Origin of the sequence: Desulfogranum marinum (genome assembly GCF_016918565.1) — a bacterium.
Lineage (GTDB): Bacteria > Desulfobacterota > Desulfobulbia > Desulfobulbales > Desulfobulbaceae > Desulfogranum > Desulfogranum marinum.
Map to the genome: position 1 here is coordinate 34,846 of NZ_JAFFQD010000035.1, position 22,195 is coordinate 57,040.

A 22,195-nucleotide genomic window follows, 5' to 3' on the forward strand; every position below is an offset into this window, starting at 1 on the left:
CAATCAAAAAGTTCCCCCTTCGGGTTGGCGGTGTGGGGATTGCCACACATAAATCTATAACTAGACTGTATTCAATAGCAGCATGACACACCACTTTTCAATCCTTTTCGGCTGGTTACCCTCTCACTACGTATTGGTATGAATATTCTCACTCTTTGCTACTCTAATCATCGACCGGAAACCTTGGCAATGGTATCTGCTCTTATGCAGCAGCATGAGGCAATTTTTCTGGAAGAGCCGCCCCATGATTGTTTTCAAGACATGCTGCGCGGTAATTATGCCATTGACGACCTCTTGCTGGAACTTGATGTGGAATATCCACTTTTTATCCATCAATACTACCAGATATTGCAAAAGATGAAGGTACAAGGAAAAGACATTATGCAGCTCGAACCTTTCTTGGCTTATCTACTACGGATTCACTTTTTTTTTGCAGAAGGACACGCTCCGCAAGAACTGGACCAAGGCACGGTTCTCTATGATGTGTATATCGCAGAGCGCAATGCGACCGGTTGCCTGATTGCATACTACAAGGCTTCACAAGCAGATGATTTCGATAGGCTACTTCTGGCTATGCAGGCATTTGCCAAGGCCGATGCGCAACGTTTCAAACTACGAGATACGCTCAGGGCTGATGCAATAGTCAGTGCATTAAAAAAAGGCTGCAATACCTTTGTCGAGGCCGGCACGATGCATCAATACCTGCAGACCGAACTCAAAAAAAATATTCCACCAAGATGGACGCTCAAAGTTCGCTGGATCGAAAATGAGATTGCTTCAGGTTTGGAGCTGAAAGGCAACATGATAAGTCCAGGGGATGAGCTTACTTTTGCCTATATTTTTAACAAAACACTCAACAGAGCGCAAGAAAACCTCCTGTGCGCACGGTCACTGATTTACGCAAAAATCATCCATAAAGAAGAAATTGATGGCGGTGATCAGTTATTTCCCCATGTTCATGATGAGTTCAAGGCCATCAAAACCGTCAACATGCTCTCGTTCAATGACTGCAGAAAAATATACAATAATATTTCTCCCCTCGTCACCCATGAAGCTCAAGAGGCTGTCCAAAGATACTTAGACCGTAAATGTTAAGGAAATATTCATGCCTCGGGAAGCATGTCTTCGCTCATACAATATCAGCTACCTGTTGCTTATCATTGAGCACGGGTTGGGCTTATTGACGGTCTGCAGAGCATCAGACGTACGTTTCTTTTAAAAAAGGATACCGTAACGAATCCCCAGCGTATCCAGTCCATCGTTAGGATCGGCTAGGTATCCGTTGGAAACGTGATCAAACATAACAGAAAGGCGATGGCGTTTGGCCATGGTAAACCCAGTTTCAAAGCTGACGCGAAAGAGGACCGGAGAGCCGAGCTGTTTTTTATTTATCTTATTCGCATCATCGGTTTCCCCGTTGTGTACGGCGAGTCCACCGCCAATGACCACAAAAAAACCGTTATTCCATGAGTACTCCCACAAACCACCTCCATACACCTTGCTGGTATCTCCAGAGTCGTTAATCGTGATACCAAAATTTGGCCGAACCTGCCCTCCCCAAAGAGGCCAAGAGGGAGAAAAAACCAACTCTGCATTAAAATCTGTGCCTTTCTCATAACGACTGCCGCTCCAGAGGCCGTCCACGTCATGGCCCAGCAACCCAATACGGACCTCACTGATCAGCGGCTCTGCATAAGTGACCATGGGCATAAGGATGAGCAACAGAAAAATAAAAAACAAACTGAGTTGACTGACAGGTAACACTACTTTCACCTAAATCCTGCAATTGCCAAGTTTGCCGAAGGTGCGATGCTGCGTACACGCAGACGTACTGTAGTACTTCAAGTGTGCGCAAACAAAGCAGATTCGGTAAAATCGGCAATCCCGAAGGGTGGCAAGCATGAGAAAAATGCTCTTAAATGTAACTCACATAAAAAGTGAACTGATTTCTTGTTGATAAAACCGACAACAGTCTGGAAAAACATAACTAAAAGCATTTTTGTCATGTTTGACATGCAAGATTTAGGTTTCATTATATTTCTCGGAAGTAATTCATCAAAAAAATCTGACTAATCGTTCACTGGCTCTCCATGGAGTCTGCGCTTACCTTTTCGCCTGCGATCCTCCTATTATGCTTATCCATCCTCACCTAGGGCCAATGAGCATATAAACTCCTCCAGCACAGCAGGTTTGCTGCAGATACCGGGAAGCCACGTTGTGGTCTTGTAAGCAAGATATTGATTTTGATAGAATATGAGTAATAGATGAGTCATTACAGAAGCAGACAAAAGCAAACCAGTGGTAAGACGGGGACGGACATCAACGGACCTCATCTGTTAAACGCGAAGTCGTACCACCATACAAGGGATAAAAATCCCTCAACAAGATTGACCTTACAACTTTAGCAACTGTTTCTTGCGCGATATCGAGATGATGCCATGTGATTAACAGAGGAGAATCTGTCTTGAAAAAGCTCGTTGTGCTGTTCAGTCTCGCTCTTGGTATCTTTTTTCTCAACCTTTGTTTTGGTGCGGCAATCTTTGCGGAAAACATGACAGACTCCCAAGAAATCTCTTCTCCCCAAAAAACATCCTCACACACTCTTGCAAAATTGCAGGCCAGATCAAATTTTGTAGAAAAATTCCCGGATATAACCGACACAGAACGTCGGGACACGATCCTTGGCCAAACCGCCCGTGCGTTTCTCGGTGACCAGATCGAGTCATTATCATCTGATCCCCTCTTTTTTAAAGAGATTGACACGGAGGGACCATGGTTTAAAGGATGGTATACTCGTATTACCGGGACCGACGGCACTTCCATTGCCGTGGTCGGTGCCTCCCAGTACCTGCCTGGACAAAAGTTTACGACACCATACGAGATGCATATCCCAGGGTATCTAGCAGTTATTGTCAGTGACCATGGTCGAACAAAAATTTACGAGACCTTTCCCAAAAAGACCATACTTTGGAGCAATCGTGAGCTCGCACTTGATGCCCCGGATTCACCTGCCTGGGAGAGTTTTTTATGGCATTCAGAAAATGGCTTCATCACTAATGAGTCCATAGAAATAGCAATACCAGGTAAAATTGAACTAACCGCAACGCTAGGTGCCCGGCTCCCGTATAATTCAAATACCCAGTGGTTAGGTCCAGAAGGATTGGTAGAGTTTCTCCCTATTGTACCCTTACACTGGTTTGTCTACACTCTCGGCTCGAATTCCACCTACCACTATACTCTGCTCGATGAAAAGAGCGCTTCCGTTAAAGGTCATGGTTACGCCCACCAAGAATCCAACTGGGGAAATGTTTTTCCACCTGCCTGGATCTGGTCCGAGGGAATCAATTCGTCAAACACGCGACAATTAGCCCTCTCCGGAGGAGAACTATCAATAAATGGTTCGCTTCTCACCACATGGCTGGTTGCCTATCACTCTCCTGTGATCCAGTGGCAGTTTCGGCCGACGCTTCCTGGAACCGATTATTTGGCGAACATAGACGCTTGCTCAGGCAAGTTTGCCATCACAGCTAAAGATGTGCTGCGAAAAATAGTTATCGAGGTAAATGCGCCGCTTGCTAGCTTTATTGATGTTTCAGTGCCAACAGAAACAGGGTTTACACACGGCGCAAAAGAATCTTTCTCGGCAAATGTGACGGTCAATGGCTACATCAAACTACCGTGGCTAGGTTATATATTGATAGACCGATATCAATTCACAGGGGCAGCCTTGGAGTTCGGCGCAGACTACATGTGCGGGCAAGATTGACAAAACGCTGCGGCAAAAAAGCCTCCACTTGGAACAGACCCGGTTTTGTACTGGATAACAGCACTAACATCCTGATCTGTCCCGTAAAGTGCTCATCTTGAATCATGCCCAATTTTCTTGCCGGCAAAACAAGAACCGCTTTTCAGGCCGCACTCAGCGGATCTGCCTGGGAGTTATTCAACTGATAATCGTCTATTCTGCCCCACCAATCATTTGTTCATAGGATCAAGCATTTATTTGGGAGGGGCCTGTTTCTGCAAGCCACGGAGCAGCAACAAATGTTCGCGCATTTTCTGCAGATTTTTATGCTGCCACCAGCGGCCATTGTCAAATACTCCGTAATCAGTACCGCCCATGGCGCTGGCTAACCGGGTTGAGTTACCGTAAAAAAGCCACTGTTCAATCCACTCTATCTCAATCGCTTCGTCAAAGGGGTTATCATCGTTGGACAGCCCTTCTTCCCACGCCTCGGTTACCATTCGTGTAGCCTGAAGAGTCATATGATTTGTGCTGGCAATCGATGTGTCGAGACGGTTGAAATGGCCATCTACCCATTGACGACCATGACAGCCAAGACAAACATTAGCCATGGTCTCTTTTCTGACAGTCATCTCTTCGGCATCGATCAGAAATTTGCTCACAGGTTCTCCACTTAGTTCCGTTGGCAGATGCAACCCATCCTGATTGACGATCGTTGTAGTATCAGCGGCAATCGGATGCGGGTGCGCATATGGCAACCCGAAAAGGCGCCATGGCAGACGGTCATTCATTCGATGTGACCGCTCGGCCAACACCTCGCCTTCCTCGTCAACAACCAATGAGATGTGACAGGTTGCACAGGTTGGAGCTGTGAAATCAGTACCTACAGTCCATGGTACGGATTCGAAGTTCCATTGTTTATCAATCGATTTCTGGATATTGCCGTGTACACTGACAGCATAAACCTTGGCAGCGGGCACATCAGGCCCTTTATGGCACTGTGCGCAGGTGTACGGCTTTCGTGCAACCTCGATCGAATAATGATGTCTGGCATGACAAGGAGAGCAGGAACCGACCGAGCCATCCGGATTCAATCGCCCAACCCCGATGTTAGGCCAATTTGCCAGGGTTGGAAAATCCATTTCCCCCATAATCGTATCTCGGGTCTCAAGACCGGTTATCCTCACCTCGGTCCCATGGCACGATAGACATGAATCAGCATTGTTCGCCTCATCAGTCCCATGATAATTGATGTCGCCGTTGCTATATTCGTGGAGACCGTTGGTGACATCGACCATCTTTAAGTAGAGCGGATTTCCCATCAGGTTGCCATATGCCTGGCTCATCAGGTTTTCACTGTATTCCTCAACCTCAACGGGATGACAGGTTGCACAATCAGCAGGCGAAACCACAGTATGAACAGCGTAGCCGTTATGGTCGAAGCTGCCCGGATGTGCGCTTGCATTCATGGTGTGGCATTCCGCGCAGCCAACTGCTGTTTCTAATAGATTATCGGCAACTTTCAGTGCCGACATTCTCTTTTCTTGAATTTGCTTGGCCATTGCTATGGAAGGACTCACCTGGGAATGCCGGCTCTTCTTCCAGTCGGCAACAATTCCCGGAGTCACCAATTCATGGCAGCCGATACATCCCTCAGTGTCCTCACTGATATTCACAGCCGGCAATTGAGATGAAAAAACTATGGACGCGATGATGATTACCAAGGTAGTTCTCATAAATGCCTCCCAATAAATAGATTATCTTATAACCAACTGTAGCTAGGCTTTTTTTTATGAGTACCATTCTCATCTAAATAAATCCAGGCCGCTCTGTATATACACAACCGACTGCAAAGAAAAATTACCTGGGGTCCACCCTCAGAGACAGAGAACCGCCTCACCTCTGGGCGAAAAGACCGAGATACCCCAAATGTATCAGGCCAGAGTCGAAGCTACTGTTTGGTGGTACGTCAGAACAGCTCATTGTCCAAAATTAACGAAGAAAGGGATATAAGGCCAACCAATTCCCCTTTTTCTTCCACCGGAGCTCTTCTGATTCCGGCTCTATACAATAACCGCGCTACATAGCGCACATCCATCTCGGCAGGCACAGTGATGACAGGCTTGCTCATAATCTCATAGACATTAACCTCTTCCGAAGTTCGTCCCGGTATCATCACTCCCTTTATAAAATCCTGGTAAACCAGGATCCCCCAGGCGTCGTCTGCATTGCGCTTGTCGACCAAAAGGGCATACACGTTTTCCGAACGCATTTTCGCTGCGGCTTCTTTTGCCGTTGCCATTCCGTCAACCGAGACAATTTTCTTTTGCATTACGTCTTTAGCCCGAACTATAGTGGCGTTGATTTCCATGTTGCGTTTCTCCATGCAGTATATGATTCTTATCCGTTAGAAATAGCTGTTACGCACGTCTTCTTTAAATTTTTCCATCTGGCTCTCAAGTCCGACTACATGCTCCACGGGAAGCACAAAGGCTATACCTGTTCCCGGTTTACCAAACTCGCCTGCTTTTTTTACCGAATCGAGAATTTTTGCAACGAGATGCTCCTCAACCAACATCATAATGATGTCAGTCTGTGCCTCCAGGGTGAGACCGAAAAATGTTTTTGCCTCATGGATACCTGTCCCCCTCGCCGGAATAATCGTTGCCCCTGTAGCACCAGCCTCTTTTCCAGCATCAACAACCTGGTCGGTTATATCCGCTTTGACCGATGCTAAAATAAGTTTAAAGCGCATGCGTTTTCTCCAATTTTTGTATTCTTTTTTTTCGTTTAACGCTCCACTCCATCAACTGAGCGTAGCCCATAACGCTTATGATCGGAAAGAGACTGGCAAAGGCAATCAGGCCAAAACCATCTAAGGCAGGATTCCTCCCCGGCACAGTAGACGCCAGGCCAAGGCCAAGAGCCGCTACTAATGGGACTGTAACAGTTGAGGTTGTCACCCCACCCGAATCATAGGCCAGAGGGATGATATTTTTGGGAGCAAAAAGGGTCTGCACAATAACAATCAGGTAACCGACCAGTACATAAATATAAAGTGGAGTTCCTGTGATAATACGAAAACAGCCAAGGCTGATTCCGAACGCAACACCGATGGCCACAGTGATGCGCAACCCCCACTGACTTAATGTTCCTGCTGAAGCTTCATTTGCCTTAAACGCCACAGCAATCAAGGATGGCTCGGCAATGGTTGTTGCAAAACCAATCATGGCCGCAAAAAGATATATCCATCCGTATTCTTTCCAGTCAGCTTTGGTAACAACGGCACCTGCTTCGTAAATAAAGTCTGGATCAGAGAGTTGGGTAGCCATTATCTGCCCCAGCGGAAAAAGTGCTTTTTCAAGACCTGCCAGAAAAAGCGCAAGGCCGATAACAACAAAAACACCGCCGACTACTAGACGTCGCAGGTGCGGAATAGGCTCACGTAGCACTAGCACTTGAAACCCGACAATTAAAATCACAATAGGGATGACATCCCTGCAGGTGGTAAGAAATATACTTCCAAAATCAACAAGAAATACCATGTCAATACGCTCCGTAGTCAGTGTTTCTTATCAAAAAACGACAAGGCCATAGCCCATGACAAAAATCATCGGCAAAAGGGAGGCCAGAGCAATAAGGCCAAAACCATCAAGAAGAGGACTCCGTCCCTTAATGGATGAAGCCAGGCCTACTCCTAAAGCTGCAACCAGGGGGACGGTGATGGTCGAGGTCGTAACCCCGCCAGCATCGTAGGCAATGCCGATGATTTCCTTTGGGGCGATGACAGTCATCAACATAACCACCGCGTACCCGCAAATAATCAGGTAATGCAGGGGCCAGCCAAGGAGGATACGCATGACGCCGATAAGAATAGAAAGTCCAACTGAAAATGCGACAACCATCCGAAGCCAAAAAGCATATTGCTCAAGCGAGTCCATTCCCGGATCAATCAGACCGCCCTGGCCGGCTATTTCCGCGGCCTTGTCTGCAACAGCAATCAGAGAAGGTTCCGCAACCGTGGTGGAGAAACCCAACGTAAAAGCAAAGGTAAGGAGCCAGAAAAGGCTCCCCTTTCTGGCCAGGCCGCGTGCCATCGATTCACCGATGGGAAACAGCCCCATTTCCAGTCCTTGGACAAACAGACTGAGACCGACAACCACTAAAAGAGCCCCAAACAGCACTTCTCCTATTTGAGGCAATGGTTGCCGAATGACAACAATCTGAAAAAAACCGATAACCAGAATAATTGGCAGCAAATCAGTGAAGGCATCTCTCAATTTTTTCCAGATTATCGAAGCAATCATTGTTAGTAAAAACCCTTATGGGAATCATGATTAACGAACCAAATAACGAACATAACTCTCTCTTAAAATAAAGAAGTCAGGATGTAAGGCAGTATAAACCACTCATGGAATCAACCTGCTGCATTTTATGAGCATGCCTACCGTATAAGTATCCCACGAAGGTCTAAAAACTGCCAATCTACCCCGAACTGTAGCTGTTCCGCAATACTCCAAATGGTCACACGCTGACCAATTAGCTCTACACCGGTACGCTGGGTGGGCAAATCGTGAAGAGTTGGGATGGTGCTGAATAACTACTTCCTCCCTTTTATTTTCAGCTATAATCGTTATATTTTATCATGCAAAATACAAAGATACCTCTTTTGACAATATCGCCTAATAATTAATTCAATTTAATTACATGGTAGGGGTTGAAGTGTGCGCTTATTTTCGGTGAATAAAAGGCGATATTAGCAGGCCCTATAAAACCTACTAACTGTATGATGGAAACTATTGGGAGCTGTATACAAAGGAAGAAGGACTGCAGGGAATTGGAGACGCAAAAAGCCCACCAGCAAGAATTGTTCGGCTTTTTAAACATGAATGGTCAGGCGGCAGGAGTTGAACTCCGATCGCAGAACTAAGGTCACCGAAATAGTGGACTTGTACGGCAAGGATAACATATTACCCCTGACCTCTGATGAACAATGTTCCATTTCTCTTAGGTCTTACTTTTTTTTGTGATCCCTCCCTATTATTCGTAAAAATTGAATTAGAAAAATATTCACTAGATTATGTATAAAAATATTGGTGCGTACTATATCATCGATGGCCAAATCATGTCCTCTGAAACATTTAAACCGTTAAAGGGTGATACTGTTATTTATGAAGTGTTGCGGGTTATTAATGGTCATATTCTATTTTTAGAAGATCATATGGAGAGGTTGCAACACTCACTTGGCAAGGCAGCAGTTCAAGCAGATGTGAAATACATACAAGAACAACTTCTTCGTTTGGTATCCATTAACAAGCAAATGGATAAAAATATTAAGTTGGATGTTACGACTGGAAAGTACCAGCTTTATTTCATAGAAAGTACTTATCCCAAAAGAAAATTTTATGAGGATGGGGTAGAGACAGCTGCCGTTCACTTAGAACGTAACAACCCAACAATAAAGCAACTTGACATGGAGTACAAACATAAGATTGAGCGAATTAAAGGCGATACTTTTTTTGAAGTGCTTCTAGTCAATCAACAGCATAAAATTATAGAAGGAAGTAGTTCTAATTTGCTTTTTTTCAAAAAAAACACCCTTTATAGTGCACCACTTGATGAAATATTAACCGGCATTACATTCCAAAACGTAATAAAAATAAGCGAAACGCTAGGTCTTGAAGTTACGTATAAAGGAGTTGATATCAATCAGCTGGATCAAATGGACGGTTGTTTTTTAACTGGTACATCCCTAGGCGTCCTGCCGATAAAATCAATTGATCACCATGTGTATGATTCAGCCAAACAGCCCGTAGTGTTGAAATTAATGCAGGCTTATAATGCTCTATCAAGATCGATGCAGTAACGCTTGGCAGACCAATCTTACCGGCTTGTTTTGAAAAACTTGAAACCCCGCTGAGTAGGCAAACAACGCAGGGAGCGTGATCACCCCAAACAGTGTGGTACCTGTAGGGGAAGGAAGGAGGAAGAAAGAGACATTGATGTGGTTTATAATTTTACACCGCAGCCTGCCCTCTATTGTAAAAAACCAATTGTTTTCAATTATTTAATCACACAATTCAAGAAAATCAATCCTATAATTAAGCCTAAAACAATGTTAACCGAGATACCGATACAAAACGGTTTCGTCAATCTATGAGAAAGGGAAAGCCTGGTTAATGGTATTCTTTTTGTAGAACCGTGTTTTTGAAAAGAGCATTTATTGCATTGATATCTTATCGGTTTTCCAAAAAGAATAAAACCAATGGGCGTAGAAATAAGCAAAGTATATTGCCACCAACGAAAAACCGGCTCTAGAACCCCCCATTCACATTTCGGACAACCTGTATACTTTGCACCATCAAGTTTTTGCTTGTTCGGGTCGTTCCCCAAGCCAAGCAAGCCCGGTTTCTTTTTTCTTATATACCTCCATATTGCAGTTACAATACATATCCAAATTATGATGAGAAAATAAGGATGTTCCATTTATTTCGTTGATGAGCCCGAAGGGGGAACTTTTTGATTGAAAACAAAAAATAGACTGGTAATTGTGCAATTACTCTTTACGTTATAATATCAATTAATTGCGTTTAAAATTAAAAAATTCATGGGAAATTCGGGTCGCGAAAAATCGCGCCTGTCCAAACAGGAGGAGCTGTAAGCAATTACAGCTTTTAAGCATACTAAATCAAAGAGTTCCCCCCCCCCGTGCGTAGTTACGGACAAACTATGATTACAGTTTTCCCCAACAAAATTATGCACCAGATAAACCGGTGATCAGCACATTATGTGCAGGAAAGTTATTAATGAAAAAGAAAATTAGAAAAATATTTTCGCCTCTTCTGAATATGTTTGAGTCCGGTGGAACTGAATATATTTATCGAAAATCACATAGGAATATACTCAAAATTTTGGGTTTTCTGTTTCTCATCCTCTCCTCAGGCTCTATCTATGCTACTATCAAGACATCCCAGTTGGGCGGTGTTCTTCCTGCCATTGTTTTTCTGTTATTAGGTTTTGTCTGTGAAATTGTAGCTTTTCTTGGCAGTGAACGAGCTGTAGCTAACATATGGAAAAGCACATGATCTATCTTCACACGTTGGTAGGTTGAACTATAAATCAACCAAGAACTATGAATCTATAGGGGACACCCAGAATAGTGCTAGTTTAAGCTAGTTGCTTTATATTTGTTACGGTGTGCAGCATTGACACGAGAATAGAAATCTTGAAAAACAAACAAACACCACAAAAATCGAATCAAAAAACGTAGCCTTACATTGGCAATAATCAAGCAGAGGGCTGCCCTTTTTTTACTGGTTAATTCAACTACTCCACACCAAAAGGACTGAAACATGACAACAGCACAAAAAGCAATGTTAGAAAAAATAAAAAGCGCACCGGGTTTTATTGCAGCCCTTGATCAAAGTGGCGGTAGTACGCCGAAGGCTTTAAAGCTTTATGGTGTAGATGAGTCTGCCTATAGCAATGATGAAGAAATGTTTGCCTGTGTACATGCCATGCGCACTCGCATAATCACCAGTCCGGCTTTTGATGGCAATCGGATACTTGGCGCTATCTTATTTGAAAATACTTTGGACAGAGAGATTGAAGATAAATCTTCGTCGCATTACTTGTGGCAGAACAAAAAGGTAGTGCCTTTTTTGAAAGTTGACAAAGGGTTAGCTGATGAAGAAAATGGCGCACAAATCATGAAGCCTATGCCCGACCTTGAGGCATTGCTGGCAAAAGCCAATGCCCAAGATGTGTTTGGTACCAAAATGCGTTCGGTCGTCAAATTAGCAAACAAAGCTGGTATTGATGCGGTTGTTGAACAGCAATTTGCAGTAGGGAAACAAATTATAGCAGCTGGTTTAGTGCCGATTATTGAGCCGGAAATAGACATTAACAGCCCTGAAAAAGCAGAGGCCGAGGTTTTGTTGAAAGCAGCAATATTAGCTCAACTTGACGAATTAGAGGGCGATCAATACGTGATGTTAAAATTAACATTACCCGAGCAAACTAATTTCTATACTGAATGCGTAAACCATCCACAAGTACTTAAAGTAGTAGCTTTATCAGGTGGCTATAGCCGCGAAGTGGCAAACAAGCGTTTAAGCGAAAATGTCGGCATGATTGCGAGTTTCTCGCGTGCGTTGACAGAGGGGTTGAGTGTCCAACAATCAAATGAGAATTTCGATAGCACGTTAGATGCCACTATTCAGTCTATTTTTGATGCTTCAAACACCTAATAGAGGCGCCTGCTTCAAGAGGAGTCGCCCTATGCAGAGGCATCTTTGGTTTCAACTATAATACGGTGAAAATAAAAATCGGCGGACTCCCTTTATTCGAAGACCTGGCCCGAATCGAAGCCGTATTGGAGGTCGCCGGCAACGGTCAAACCCTGGCCATAGATGCCAATGGCCGGATTCAGTGGAATACGCAGTGGAGAACCCATTAGCCCTGCACATTGCTGCAGGGCTAATCGAATTGTATTGTTTCGTGTTTGAGCCCTTTGGCGACGTTGTTGATATCCCCTGTTCAAAAAAAAGGCAAAAGGTTATTGCTTGACTCATCGTAGGGTAACAACACCCTCTTTCTCTCATAACCAGACCTTTTTTCTTCGGCAAAAAACATATATTTTGGGGACAGATCACGAAAAAGGCCATAGGCCATCTTGCATAATTGCCTTTTCACTCAATCTTTTCGCTATGCTTTAAAATTATCCTCTGAATATTAGGTACCTGCCTGTGGTAATTTTTTAAGCATGCCTCAAGCTTGAACGAAAATTCTGAACATCCAAGATACCCTACACTTATTCAATCTCAACCCAGGCGTCAACTGTAGCATAGGGGCTACCCTCTACAGTGTATTTGATTACCACACCATCAGCACTTTTCCACCCATGCCATTTTTTTTCGGCAAGGATAATTTTTTTACCATCAATTACCGTTTGGAGATAATCATCCACTTTTTCTACTGTACAATTTAAGCGAAAAAAAATTGTTTCAAGGCTTCTTTCGCCTTCTTCGCTCCTTGTATCAACATATATATAAATTCCATATTCTCCGGTTGAACGTAGTTTTCCAAATGATCCGCGAACCATGGTTGGGATATCATAGATGGTATTTCGCTTTGCTGTAGCATCAATGGTAAATGCGGCGAGATTAGATGCTGCAAATAAAAGAACAATAATGGCAGGTATAATCTTTTTCATAGGTCTTCTCCTTGTTGATTTGTAACGGTTCAACAGTACTCCACATGTTCACAAGCTGACAGATTAGGAGATAAGCACCGATTTCGATACATCGGGATGCCGGCCGGGCAGATCATAAAGAGTTGAGCTGCTGCTGAAGTTACGTTGATTCTTCTATTTCGCCCTTTTATTTTACTGTAAAAACTTCTTTTCCCGTATTTTTTCATTAAAATAACTTCATTTTTCCTGTCAGTATTTTCAAACATCATCGGGGTACGGGCAGTTCACGTAAGAATATACATACATTCCACATACCGGCAGTATACAGCCCGCAACTGTTATCCTTGGTGATTGTAGCACGTGTGGTATACCAAACAAAGCCAGGTAAAGGCATGCATCTAGAACCTGAAAAAGAGTGATGCTCTGGTGGCGTTAAAAAATAGAATCTAAATCCTGCAATTGCCAAGTTTGCCGAAGGTGCGAGGCTGCGTACACGCAGACGTACTGTAGTACTTCAAGTGTGCGCAAACAAAGCAGATTCGGTAAAATCGGCAATCCCGAAGGGTGGCAAGCATGAGAAAAATGCTCTTAAATGTAACTCACATAAAAAGTGAACTGATTTCTTGTTGATAATACCGACAACAGTCTGAAAAAACATAATTAAAAGTATTTTTGTCATGTTTGACATGCAAGATTTAGATAGAAAGGCTTATATTAATACATCATCTTTTTTCATTCGAACCTACAGACCTTGATGACTATGAAATTTTACTCATTGCCCGTGCGGCCTCTTATTTTAGGGTTTTTTCTTCTCTGTTTCTCCTCCTTCCAGACAGTACACGCAGCAACGGTCGAGGAGTCAGCGCTATCCAAGGCCGCAAAAGCGGAAGCGAGTCAAGAAAAAGAACCTTCCATAGATGAACGTTTTTTTGCTGAAATAAAGGAATTCAAAACGAAACTTACAGTAATGCGCAAGGAGATGAAAAGGTTAACAGGTGAGCAACAATTGGCCTTGGGCATGCAAGTGCGTGAAACAGAGATACAACTGCGAAAGATATTTGGGGATGTACTCAATCACATCGCCGAAGAAAAGAAGAAAAATACCCTCAAGCCTTACATCCTTCCTCAAATAAAATCTCTGTTGCAAGAAGAATCCAAGATCATCCAACGTGAATTAACCTATGCAAATAATCATATTGCATCCCTGGTCAAAGACCAGAAAAATCTTGATTCGTTGCAGCTCTTTGCCAGAAAACAGGAGATCAGTAATTACTACGGGATCTACGATGCTTTATTGAAAGACTTATATGAGAATGCGCAACGGCTGGAACTGCTTGAACTCTCTGTTACCGATGATCTGGCGGTGCTTGACAACCTATTAAAGCAACGATCATTGACGGTTTCCAGTGAAATCAAACTGGTACTCAATACGTTATCTGACTTGCACGAACAGTATAAAACTGCTGCTGAAGGCGACAAGGAAAAACTTAATACCAAAATATTGGCCCTGGAAGAATTCAAGGAAGGACTTACAGACAGCCTGACAGCGCTGGTTAAGCTTCTTCATAAGCGAGAAATCGATGCACTTGAATACAGCGAACTCCTGATCAAAGCTACCGGGCAAATATCAACTGAAATTTTTGATAAACAGGTTGCTTTTTCCCTGTTCTCTCACACCATGAGTGACGCGAAAATTTGGCTTCAAGAAAATGGCCTGAGGCTTTCCTTAAACCTGCTCTTTGTATTGTTTATACTGGCCTTTTTTAAGCTGCTGGCGTGGTTGACTAAACGTCTGTTGAAAAGGATAGTTATAGCTAAAAATTCGAGGATGTCACAACTTGCCGGTAATTTTCTGGTTTCCATGTCCGGCAAGATCGTCATGGTATTAGGAGTATTGGTGGCCTTGTCCCAACTGGGAGTTAAAATAGGGCCACTTCTCGCAGGCCTTGGTATTGCAGGGTTTATTATTGGTTTTGCCTTACAGGATGTTTTGTCCAATTTTGCTTCCGGGGTGATGATCCTTATGTATCGGCCATTTGATGTCGGTGACGTCATCGAGGTTCCGGAAGTAAGCGGTAAAGTGCAGAGCATGAACTTGGTCTCCAGCATTATTCTGACCTTTGACAACCAAAAGCTTATTGTACCCAATAACAAAATTTGGGGTAACATTATCCGTAACGTCCACTCAGAAAGTGTTCGAAGGGTTGACCTGGTATTTGGAATTGCCTATGAAGCTGATATTGATCAGGCAGAGCGAATATTTCAGGAAATTTTAGATGGTCATGAACTAGTGCTCACTCGTCCGGAATCCGTCATCAAACTCCACAATCTTGGTGAATCATCTGTGGATTTTATTGTTCGCCCCTGGGTCATGAGCGAGGACTACTGGACCGTGTATTGGGACATAACCAGAACAGTTAAAAAACGGTTGGACGAAGAGGGTATCTCCATCCCATACCCCCAGCGGGATGTTCACATTTATCATACGGACTCTACCTCATAAGAATATTTCACCTGGACGTTTACGACGCGACCATAGGTTTGGTTATGCTTTCATTCCATTACCGTTTGGTTGCCTTGCTGCGACGATTATAAACGCCCCAGCTATCCATTAACAAAACCATAAAAAATGCAATGATAGCAAAACATAATAGAAAAATAGTAAGGGGAAGATTTTAGTTTGGGGAAAAATCGGCAAACAGTGAAAATGAAAATAGCTATAAGATACGCCCGCAATCCGACAAGATGAGTTACTATTCCTACGCCATCGGCATAAGTGTTTTCCTTCTGCTGCAAGTGGAGCAGGTTCTATGATCTATTTTGTGTTTTGATACGGGGTATTGAAAACCTCGATACTGTCCTGGTTGAACATGTTTTTTCTGATTCGTTCTGATTTGTTCCTAGCTCGCTCTACACTGGAGGCGGTAATGTGATTTTCCTCGTACCACGCATCCGGATTTTGGCAGAATCGCAGCAGCTCGGCATGAGCGGTATCGGCATCGCGGCATGACTTGACCAGGTATGGAACAAATGCCGGACCATAGTTTTTTCCTGCAATTGCAGCCACCTGCTGCTGGGTGTGGCCCCATAGGTTATCCTGGTCCAGCAGGATGATGGGCGCAAGGGGATTTTCATGAATTTTCATTGAAGTGATGGTGATGCACAACTCCTCAGCAGTGCCGTAGCCGCCTGTGTTGATGACAGGGAGATTGCTCAGTTTCTGCAGGTGGTCCTGGCGAGAAAGACGGAGCCCTTCTCTGTACTTGATCAGGCCGTCACAGGTGGTGAGCGAAGTCTGTTGTTCACCTTCCAGGTTGATGGCCACCCCGATGCTCATGATATTGTGCTGCCTGGCAAGGTCATTGGCCTCCTTCATCAGACCCGGTCCCCCGCCGTGAACAATCCCCATCTCGTTACCGAAGGACAAGGCCAGCTTGTTGATCAGGTCAATGGTCAAGCGGTTGTCCGCCTCGTTGGTGTGGGAGCCGTAGAAAGCAAACCAGTACCTGACCAAATCAAAACGCTCTCGGTCATCCGGTTCCATGAAGCAGCCGTGATAAAAAGAGTAAAGCTTGTCCGTGGCTGCATCATAACGAAGAAATTCACAGCCTGAAGTGGCCGCGTGGGTCAGTTTGAGCATTTGTTTGATGTAGTCGTCTGCAAATGCCGGGTCTTCCATATTGATAAGAAAAGTCCTGACTCCGCTTCTACGTAGTGTGTCAATCACTTCGGTGGAAGGAAACCTGTCACCGATAAATACCCTGCTGTTAATCCCCCCGAGCACGGAAAGTTTTTCCAGGGTTTGCGCAAAGTCGCTGTGTCTTTCCGTTAGCTGGATGTTTTCGGGGTGACGAATGGTGCTTTTCTGGACTGCGTTGCGAATGATTTCCAGCTGTGCCCGCCCCAGAGCATCTTTAGCATTGGCAATTTGGGAAAAATTATTTTTGTTGAGAATCATACCAAGCGAATCGTCTTCAACGAAGTCAAACAAGCTGCTGACATCGCCGGTGGTGAGCAGATCGTAGAGTCGATAACCATACTTGACCTTGTGCTTGGAAAGCGGGACGGTCAACGGATTTTCGGCTCTGAAAAAGCGAACTCTCACCTTTACCTGGTGCAGCGGAACTTTTTCTTTGCCAAAGTGAAAAAGCTCAACCTGGCGGTCACGAAATGTCCTGAATGGATCCAGAACCCTGGCAGGCAAGTGTTCTATACCATTCGTTTCAGGTTCAGTCACTGCATCTATAATACCGTAGATGTCTCCAAGCGATATCTTGATCGCACCGATAAAGAGGTTCCCAGGACTGAGCGTGGCCTTGTGCAGGTCCAGAGGCACACGTGAGCGGATTTTTGTCAGGGCCATCCGCCCTTTCTTGATCACTTCATTGACGCTGGATTCATTAATGGCGTCGGATTCGAAACAGTATTGATAGGGTTCGAGATCAGCAAGGATATAGTCGCTTTCCTTGCCGGTGAGCGTATCCCTCTCCCGTTTGATCTGAAAACCGTCATAGCGTCCCTTGCCGCTGCTTCGTCCTACAAAAAGCCTTTTGTGCAGGTAATGGCGAACATCATGGATGCGCAGTTCAGGGTCCATAACCACCAGCCGGCCTATTTCATCTCCTATCTTAAACTGACCAAGTACGTCGCCGAGCAGTGGATTGAGGTTTTCCACCTTACCGTCCAGGTGTACCTCTCTGCCATTGATCTGCGGCAGGGTATCAGGGGAAAGCAGGTCGGTCTTGATTCCAAGCTGGGTGTTTCCACTCCGAGCCGAAAAAAGAAAAGGTTTCTGCTCCTGGAGGGCACCACAAATATAATCAGATACATCGACAAAGGAAAAACGTGCTTGCAGGATGTCGCCCCCTTCGAGCTTACCCGGTATTTCACTGATATGTCCGTCTGAACTGACGATTTGCGCTATTTTCATGGCAACTGTGTTAAAAGTGTGATGTAATTTATTTCCTGAACCGTTTTACGTTCCGGAGTGGAGCAGGTTGCTGCTTCTCAATTTGCTCCTGCTATAAGTACGTTTTTGCCAATAAATACTTTACCTAGGCCCCGGACTCTAAGCCGTCACCGACTCAATCGCCAGTGCAGCAGCTGCACCCAATGAATAAAATTTTTGCAGGGTTGTACATTGTGATTTGGTTTGGCAGGCAAAAGAAGGAGTGTACTTCAGTCGAGCAAAGCAGTCATCAGTTTTGCAACCTTTTTCCGCGATTTTTCAGGAAGACTTGCATTGGCCTGTTTACTGATAAGACCGGTAAAAATGGTGCCGACAACCTCTGCGCCTATGGTTTTTGCCGTCAACTTCAATTGTCTACGGGTGCCGTAGACCACCTTGCCCATAAATCCAGGGGCTGCGCAGGAAGAAACGAGTACAGCTTTTTTGCCTGTACTTTTCTTTTTCCTATTTTCAGGCGCATTCATATCCCAGGGCCAGTAGCCGTAAGGGATAAGTCTTTCCAGGAATCTCTTGTAGAGGGCCGTGACTGTGTAAAAATTTGTGGGTGATGCAAGAATGTACCCGTCAGCTAGCTCTAGCTTTTCGACAAGAGAGGCCATGCCGTCTTCAAATACGCATTTCCCTGGATTTTCGCCCGGCATCTGGCAGCAGTCACGACAGTTTCGACAAAATTCAATGGGATAGTCGCGCAAATATACCACTTCAATTTCTGCGTTGTACCGCTCGGTTAGCAGGACAAACTCCTCCAGAGTTTGATCGGTAATACCACCCTCCCGGTAGGAGCCATTGATAGCCAATATTTTTTTTGTTGTCTGCATGTCTGGGATAAAGTTTTGTTGCAATCCGTCGCTGCAATTATCAGAAGGGGATTCCTGAGGTTCTGGTCGGATGATGTTTTGAGAAAAAGATTAGTGACTACTCACAGGCACCCTACGGATGGCACCTGTAAGCAATTACAGGTTTTAGGTATAATACCTCAAGGAGTAATCCCCCCCGTGCGTAGCAACTAGTATTTCCTGTTTCTGATAATTGTAACCACAATCCAGAGGCCAAGGACCACCGAGATTAAATAGCCGACAACTCCCAAGGCCGGAAAACCGAACAGAAAGGGTTTAACGCCTGTTGTTATTATCATGGATGATCCGATTATAATCGAACCTGTGACGATACCAATCGTCAGCCGATTAGAAGCATTTTCCAGGGTATTTATTATTCGTTCCAGTTTATCTAATTTAAAAGTAACTCCAATATCATCACTTTCTATTTTTTCGATGATCTTAACGAATTTCTCAGGTAAGTCTCTTTTAAATGCGATAAAACGGGCAAACGACCTGTTGACACTTTTCCATATATTTTCAGGGGAATATCTTTTTCGGGAAATCGCCTCCACCTGCCCTTTAATTTCATCAACGACATTTAATTTGGGATATGCGATCCGTGCCGTACCGTCAGCAGTGATCAATGCCTTTATCATGATGCTATATTCAATCGGCAAGCTTAGACGGTGGTCGCGCAAAAGCGTAAGGATACCAAATAAAAAATCACCAATATTCATTTTGTATATTGGGATTGAATGATACCTGTCCAGTAATTCGGCCAAGGCTCTTTCAATATCTCTTTCCCCGTCAGCTCTCTCCTGTTTTCTACATATTCGCAAGAATGAATCTGTCAGTTTTCCTACATCCTTATCAACTATGGAACCAAGCAGCTCAATTAACGACAACCGCTCCTGCTCCGTAAGCCTGCCTGTCATCCCCCAATCAATGAAGCAAAGCTGCATGCCGTCGCCGATTAACAGATTACCGGGATGCGGATCCGCGTGAAAAAAACCATCCTCCAAAATTTGCTTTGTCGCTGCGTAGAGTCCGTTTTGGGCAACTTTTTTTCTGTCATCATCACTGCACGATAAAATTTCCGTAAACCTTTTGCCCTCATAATATTCCATCACCAAAAGAGTCTTTGAACAGTATTCCTCGTATACTTTGGGGATATACACCTTCCGGTTCTCCAAATGAGCACGAGCAATACTCATATTGCTGACTTCATTGTTGAAATCGAGTTCTCTTAAAAGAGTATACCTGATTGTTTCAACCAACCCCGGAAAATCATAACATTTCAAATCATCAAATTGCTGATCAATAAAAGATGCGATAGATTTTAAAAGATCCAGATCCGAGTGGACATTCTCCTCGACTCCGGGGCGCTGTACTTTTACAGCAACTTTATCGCCATTACTCAACAATACGCCAACATGGACCTGAGAGAGAGATGCGGCAGCTACCGGTTCGATATGAAACTGAGAAAAATGTTTGTTTAAAGGCCCTCCTATGCACGCAATAATTTCCTTTTCAATCTCATTGAATTCAACTGCCGGGACATTATCCTGCAGTTTCTCCAATTCATGAAGCAGTTTTCCCGGCAACAGGTCCGGTCGAAGACTCATTATTTGGCCGAATTTTATAAAAGTTGGCCCAAGTTCTTCGATAGACAGCCTGATACGCTCAAAGACACCCAGATCTTCTTTAATAGGATTGATCTTCTGCAACAGCACTGAACCATTGAGTTCGAAGCGATCGATAATTTCATCAAAACCGTACTTCGCCAGTACTGCCGCAATTTCATTAAATCTCTTCAGCTTCTTTAAGTCTTCAAATTTAACCATGTATACACTCAAGAAATAGGGTTATGTAATATCAAGCAAATCAATGCAGTCATCGTATCTCCTCTTGAGATCCTGCATATCATGCTCACAGTCTATATTGCATGCGCCGGCAGCCAGCAACATTTCCACATGCCTTCGCAAGGCTGCTTTATTTGCAACGTCTTTAAGGGAAAATGCAATACGATGATAAGCATCCATCAACCTGATGGTTACCGCGACACTTGTTTTGCTGTTTTGACGTATTTGATTGAAAGCAGCCTCCAGTAACATGCTGTATTCAACTGGTTTGGCGAGTACCCTCAGGCACCCTTCGTCATCATGATGCCACGCTGCTGGAGGCCGTTTTTGCGCCAATATGGTAAAAACCGAACTCAGACAGTCTATACAGCTTATCGCCGTGAACGGGTCGTTTATGCCTGGTGAAAGCGACCTGACCGCGATCTCTACCAGCTGATGGATCCCGGACTCAGTGTCCTGTTCTCCCGTCCTCTGGTGACCGCAAAGAAAAACGTCGCTCAACCCCGTCACAAATTCGCCCTGGATTCTAGATTTACTCCTTATGGTCGCCACCGGGAAGCCGGGAACAAAATAGTCGCCTGCCTTTGTTTCCAGTTGCACGACCAAGTCCTTTTCGACAGACAACTCCATCAGCTTATCGTAGTCGATCGCTTGCAGATAACCTGTTTTTGGGGAATACATAGCACTTTTTGCCGGGTACTCTTCAGCTAGTTCAGGGCTATTGAAATCAGTTTGCTTAATGGAATCGTCATCGCTTTTTTCATGATCGCCGTCGATAAACATGCGATCAATGTCCAATTTGAGTTGTTTGTAGACGGAATCGATAACACACTCAGCCTTGATGGAAATGGAAATATGATGAATGAAAAAAACCAGGACGCCAACGTTGAAAAAAGCCAACAGCACGGCGCAATTGACTGAAAATGTAGGCACAAATAGGTTCTCGTAATCGGAATGAACCGACCTGAGTACAAGCAGGCAATACACATATGTGGACACAAAGGTACCAAGTACGAACTGTGTGCTTTTATCCTGCATAAAATTTACTAACAGCCTGGAACCAAACTGAGAAGCAGCCATCGTTAACGAAACGATTGTTATGGAAAAAGTAACACCGGCGACCGTGATCATCGACCCGGAAACAGTCGTTAACACCGACCGGGCGCCATCCGCACCGACAAAAACAAAATACTTTAGAATATTTTGCGTGTATTCGTAGCTTTGGAAAAGCTCCTCCTTGTATAAAACCTGATCAATAAAAAGGGTGAAAAGAGAAAAAATAAATGAAGAAAATATCATCAATAGGGGGATGAACCAAAAGCTGCTTTTGATATCATACCACATATTAAACAGTCTTATTTTTCTCATATTTTTCAAATAGTTAAACAAATTGATATATTATTGGGTTTCTCGAATAATTACTACAGCAAAACAAGCGCAAATAGTGTTTTAACTGTCTGAAATATTGATATTATGTTATACTTTTCCATCATCTTCTAAGCCGTTTTTTACTTGATGGAGCCGATATGTTTCAGCCAGGATTCTTCGACCTTGATAATCGGATGCGTAAAATCGACAGCAACGGTGACCCTCTTACCAAAATTAATC

General features: G+C 44.1%; 18 protein-coding genes. 7 read left to right on the forward strand and 11 right to left on the reverse strand.

All coding sequences use genetic code 11. The annotated features are described in order from the left end of the window. The first annotated feature begins 138 nt into the window (after positions 1-138). Positions 139-1,095 carry a hypothetical protein gene (locus JWH17_RS17355; RefSeq protein WP_205223925.1) on the forward strand — a complete coding sequence of 319 codons (957 nt, stop codon included), beginning with the start codon at positions 139-141 and terminating at the stop codon, positions 1,093-1,095. A gap of 120 nt (positions 1,096-1,215) precedes the next feature. Here JWH17_RS17355 and JWH17_RS17360 read toward each other — a convergent pair whose 3' ends face one another. Further along, a complete protein-coding gene (locus JWH17_RS17360; protein ID WP_205223926.1) occupies positions 1,216-1,773 on the reverse strand; it encodes an acyloxyacyl hydrolase in 558 nt (185 codons plus the stop codon). Between the two features lie 691 nt (positions 1,774-2,464). Between JWH17_RS17360 and JWH17_RS17365 the strand changes: the two genes are divergently transcribed. Further along, positions 2,465-3,766: a tocopherol cyclase family protein gene (locus JWH17_RS17365; protein ID WP_205223927.1), complete on the forward strand. Its 1,302-nt coding sequence runs from the start codon at positions 2,465-2,467 to the stop codon at positions 3,764-3,766. 233 nt (positions 3,767-3,999) lie between these two features. Here JWH17_RS17365 and JWH17_RS17370 read toward each other — a convergent pair whose 3' ends face one another. The 5 genes from JWH17_RS17370 to JWH17_RS17390 form a co-directional block, all read right to left on the reverse strand. After that, positions 4,000-5,481, reverse strand: coding sequence for a multiheme c-type cytochrome (locus JWH17_RS17370; RefSeq protein ID WP_205223928.1), 1,482 nt, complete (start codon positions 5,479-5,481; stop codon positions 4,000-4,002). A gap of 233 nt (positions 5,482-5,714) precedes the next feature. Beyond that, positions 5,715-6,116, reverse strand: a complete 402-nt coding sequence (locus tag JWH17_RS17375) for a CBS domain-containing protein (protein ID WP_205223929.1) — start codon at positions 6,114-6,116, stop codon at positions 5,715-5,717. Positions 6,117-6,152: 36 nt separating this feature from the next. Further along, a complete protein-coding gene (locus tag JWH17_RS17380; RefSeq protein ID WP_205223930.1) occupies positions 6,153-6,500 on the reverse strand; it encodes a P-II family nitrogen regulator in 348 nt (115 codons plus the stop codon). Next, the gene (locus JWH17_RS17385) at positions 6,490-7,290 is read right to left on the reverse strand and encodes a DUF1538 domain-containing protein (protein ID WP_205223931.1); all 801 of its coding nucleotides are present in this window, start codon (positions 7,288-7,290) and stop codon (positions 6,490-6,492) included. Before JWH17_RS17385 ends, JWH17_RS17380 begins: the two co-directional genes overlap by 11 nt. Positions 7,291-7,320: 30 nt before the next feature. Next, entirely contained in the window at positions 7,321-8,052 is a 732-nt protein-coding gene (locus JWH17_RS17390; protein WP_205223932.1) for a DUF1538 domain-containing protein, read from the reverse strand. Positions 8,053-8,825: 773 nt separating this feature from the next. On the opposite strand from JWH17_RS17390, the gene JWH17_RS17395 reads away from it, so the two are divergent. The 4 genes from JWH17_RS17395 to JWH17_RS17410 all read left to right on the forward strand — a co-directional run bounded on the left by JWH17_RS17395 (position 8,826) and on the right by JWH17_RS17410 (position 12,203). Further along, the gene (locus JWH17_RS17395) at positions 8,826-9,611 is read left to right on the forward strand and encodes an aminotransferase class IV (RefSeq protein ID WP_205223933.1); all 786 of its coding nucleotides are present in this window, start codon (positions 8,826-8,828) and stop codon (positions 9,609-9,611) included. Between the two features lie 940 nt (positions 9,612-10,551). After that, complete coding sequence (locus tag JWH17_RS17400; protein ID WP_205223934.1) at positions 10,552-10,830, forward strand: hypothetical protein; 279 nt, start codon at positions 10,552-10,554, stop codon at positions 10,828-10,830. A gap of 267 nt (positions 10,831-11,097) precedes the next feature. Continuing rightward, positions 11,098-11,994, forward strand: coding sequence for a fructose bisphosphate aldolase (locus tag JWH17_RS17405; protein WP_269755879.1), 897 nt, complete (start codon positions 11,098-11,100; stop codon positions 11,992-11,994). Positions 11,995-12,059: 65 nt separating this feature from the next. Beyond that, the gene (locus JWH17_RS17410) at positions 12,060-12,203 is read left to right on the forward strand and encodes an enolase C-terminal domain-like protein (protein ID WP_205223935.1); all 144 of its coding nucleotides are present in this window, start codon (positions 12,060-12,062) and stop codon (positions 12,201-12,203) included. A gap of 354 nt (positions 12,204-12,557) precedes the next feature. Here JWH17_RS17410 and JWH17_RS17415 read toward each other — a convergent pair whose 3' ends face one another. Further along, positions 12,558-12,959, reverse strand: coding sequence for a hypothetical protein (locus JWH17_RS17415; RefSeq protein WP_205223936.1), 402 nt, complete (start codon positions 12,957-12,959; stop codon positions 12,558-12,560). Between the two features lie 733 nt (positions 12,960-13,692). On the opposite strand from JWH17_RS17415, the gene JWH17_RS17420 reads away from it, so the two are divergent. Further along, positions 13,693-15,441 carry a mechanosensitive ion channel family protein gene (locus JWH17_RS17420; protein ID WP_205223937.1) on the forward strand — a complete coding sequence of 583 codons (1,749 nt, stop codon included), beginning with the start codon at positions 13,693-13,695 and terminating at the stop codon, positions 15,439-15,441. 312 nt (positions 15,442-15,753) lie between these two features. Here the strand turns inward: JWH17_RS17420 and JWH17_RS17425 are convergent, their stop codons facing one another. From JWH17_RS17425 to JWH17_RS17440, 4 genes are all read right to left on the reverse strand, one after another. Further along, a complete protein-coding gene (locus JWH17_RS17425) occupies positions 15,754-17,868 on the reverse strand; it encodes an LOG family protein (RefSeq protein WP_205223938.1) in 2,115 nt (704 codons plus the stop codon). Between the two features lie 248 nt (positions 17,869-18,116). After that, positions 18,117-18,749: a flavodoxin family protein gene (locus JWH17_RS17430; protein ID WP_205223939.1), complete on the reverse strand. Its 633-nt coding sequence runs from the start codon at positions 18,747-18,749 to the stop codon at positions 18,117-18,119. A 164-nt stretch (positions 18,750-18,913) separates the two neighbouring features. After that, a complete protein-coding gene (locus JWH17_RS17435; protein ID WP_205223940.1) occupies positions 18,914-20,569 on the reverse strand; it encodes an ABC1 kinase family protein in 1,656 nt (551 codons plus the stop codon). A 21-nt stretch (positions 20,570-20,590) separates the two neighbouring features. Then, positions 20,591-21,931: a DUF2254 domain-containing protein gene (locus JWH17_RS17440; protein ID WP_205223941.1), complete on the reverse strand. Its 1,341-nt coding sequence runs from the start codon at positions 21,929-21,931 to the stop codon at positions 20,591-20,593. Positions 21,932-22,195: the final 264 nt, after the last annotated feature.